General features: G+C 70.6%; 2 protein-coding genes. One reads left to right on the forward strand and one right to left on the reverse strand.

What is annotated here, in order from left to right; genetic code table 11:
* Positions 1-987, reverse strand: a 987-nt coding sequence (locus VFZ20_RS00310) for an AI-2E family transporter (protein WP_329681810.1), incomplete at its 3' end; no start/stop codon positions are given.
* A 299-nt stretch (positions 988-1,286) separates the two neighbouring features.
* Between VFZ20_RS00310 and VFZ20_RS00315 the strand changes: the two genes are divergently transcribed.
* Positions 1,287-2,573 (forward strand): serine hydrolase domain-containing protein, encoded by a 1,287-nt coding sequence (locus tag VFZ20_RS00315; protein WP_329681811.1) that lies wholly within the window; start codon positions 1,287-1,289, stop codon positions 2,571-2,573.
* Positions 2,574-2,750 lie beyond the last annotated feature (177 nt).

The following is a 2,750-nucleotide window of genomic DNA, read 5'->3' on the forward strand; positions in this document are numbered from 1 at the left end:
CCCCACCACGTAGTCCATCCGGTACATCTTGAGCATCTCGAAGAAGTAGGCGATCGCCAGCGGCCCCAGCAGCACGCCTAGCAGCCCGAAGTACTTCAATCCCGCGAAGGCGCCGATCAGCGTGGCCATGGGGTGGATGTCGCTCACCCGCTTGAACACGATCAGCCGGATGACGTTGTCCACGTTGGCGGCAAAGAACCCGATGGCCGCCAGCACCAGGGCCATCCCCCACCGTTCGCTCACGACCAGCACCGCCACGCCCGGCACCCACACCAGCGCGCTTCCCAGCATGGGCAGCACGGACACCAGCGCCGTGATCACCCCCCAGAACGCCGCGCTGGGCAGCCCCACCAGCCAGAACCCCAGCCCGATGAGCGTCCCCTGCACGATCGCGGTGAACAGCGTGCCCACGAGCGTGGCCTCCGTCACGCTGTGAAAGCGGTCGCGCAGGTGGTCCGCCGCCGCGTCGCTAAAGGGGAGAAAGTCGCGCACCGAGTACCACACGGCGCCCGGGTACAGCAGCAGGTAATAGAGGCCGAAGAACGCGATCACCAAGCTGAGCGTCCCCCGCGCCGCGCTGCCGAAAAACGCCAGCGCCTGCGCCGAAAGCCACGCCACCACGGTCCCGCCCGCCTGCGCCATCTGCGCGCCCACGTCCAGCCCGCCAATGCGCAGCGTCTCCAGCCGGCCCAGGATGGCGTTCTGCTGCAGGGCCGCGATGGTGTCGGGCGCCTCGCTCACCACGATCCCCACGACGACGCCCAAGGGGAGCAGGACCAGGAGGAGCGCCACGGCCAGCACCAGCAGCGCCGAGACGCGCGGCGGCACGTGGCGCGACAGGCGGCGGTGGGCCGGGGCGCAGATCACGTACAGCACGGCGATCCCCAGCAGCCCCGAGGCAAACGGAGTGAGCGCGATGGCGATGGCGATGCCCAGCGCGGCCACCAGGGCCGCGGCGCGCTGCCGCTGCGTCTGAAGAAAAGCCATTCGGTTTCGGCGGATGGAAACGGGTCGGGCGGGGATTCCCCTATGATAGCGGCTACGCACGGACCCGCCAAGCGGTTTCGGACGACTGTTCTAACGTTCCGCTAACCCTAAGGGGTTCCACCTGTTACGCGATTCGGTTACACTCAATTGCAGTCCCCCTGAACGTCCGGGACTCCCCGCGCGGACGGAGCAGATTCAATCCGCGGCGGGCAGGGCGAAGAGGCAGGATCAGGGCACGAGATGACGCGCGGCGGGGGATTTCGATCCATCGCGGGCGCTTCGAGAGAAAGGCGGATCCCATGGTCTACGAGAACGATCGGCCCCATCACCGGCGACGATACGTCCTGCTGGCGACGGTGCTGGCGGGCGCGGCCGGCGGTGTCGTGGCGCAGAACGACCGCGATCCCCAGGCGCTGGAGGCCGTGCAGGCCGTGGCCCCCGTGCCCGCCGCGATCGCCAAGGCCGTCACGGCCCCCGTGGAGAGCGCGGCGGCCCGCCGGGCGCGGCTGGAGGCGGAAAAGCTGGCCGCCGCCGAGCGCCTGGTGCAGGCCGAGGTGCGGCGCGGCGCCTTTCCCGGCGCGGCGCTGGCGGCCGGCCGCGGGGCGCACATGGAGCTGCTGCGGGGCATCGGCAACGCGGAGTGGGGCAAGTACGAGGTGGATGCCGAGCGCACCATCTACGACATCGCCTCGCTCACCAAGGTGGTCGCCACCACCACGGCCGTGATGCTGCTGGTGGAGGACGGGCGGATGGACGTGGACGCGCCCGTCTCGCGCTACCTGCCGGAGTTCAGCGGCGGCAAGAAGGACCAGGTGACCATCCGGCACCTGCTGACGCACACGTCCGGGCTGCCCGCGGGCGCCGGGGCGTCGGGCACGCCGGCCGAAGCGCTGCGGCAGCTCATCCGCACGCCGCTGGCGACGGACCCGGGCGAGCGGATGGTCTACTCCGACGTGGGCTTCGTCGTCCTGTGGGCGGCGGCCGAGCGGGCGGCGGGGCAGGACCTGCAGGGGCTGCTGCAGAGCCGCGTCTACGGGCCCCTGGGGATGGTGTCCACGCGCTTCAACCCCGGCGGCGAGGCGTGCGACCGCTGCTCGCCCTCGTACAAGACGGACGCGGGCAAGCCCGTCCGCGGCAAGGTGCACGATCCCACGGCCCGCAAGCTGGGCGGCGTGTCGGGCAACGCGGGGCTGTTCTCCACGGCGGCGGACCTGGCGCGCTTCGCGGCCATGCTGGCCAGCGGCGGCGAGCTGGAGGGCCAGCGCATCTTTGCCGAGGAGACCATCCGCCGGTTCACGGCGAAGCAGCCCAACGCGGACAACCGCGCGCTGGGGTGGGAGACGCCCAAGGCCAGCGGCGGCTCGTCGGGCTCGCAGGTGAGCCGCAAGGCGTTTGGCCACACGGGCTTCACGGGCACGTCGCTGTGGGTGGACCCGGAGAACGGCACGTGGACGGTGCTGCTGGCCAACCGCACGTTCGATCCGCACGCGTCCAACCGCATCCAGGCCCTGCGCCGCGCCGTGAACGACCGCGTGGCCGAGGCGGCGGAGCTGGCGGATGCCGGCGGAGGGATGCTGGCGGACTGACGGGACTGCAGGGAATAGGGAATAGGGAATAGCCTGCAACTGCTTCGGCGGTTGCAGGCTTTTTCGTGTGATCGAGTCTCCAGCAGAACTGATTCTCACGCAGAGCCGCGGAGGCGCAGAGTACCCCATTTCCCGCGTGGACCGGGGTACTCCGCGCCTCTGCGGCTCTGCGTGAGA

The sequence above is a fragment of the Longimicrobium sp. genome, assembly GCF_036280135.1.
GTDB lineage: Bacteria > Gemmatimonadota > Gemmatimonadetes > Longimicrobiales > Longimicrobiaceae > Longimicrobium.

Coding starts and splice junctions, on each gene's coding strand:
- VFZ20_RS00315 (WP_329681811.1), top strand. CDS start 1,287: ATGGTCTACGAGAACGATCGGCCCCATCACCGGCGACGATACGTCCTG.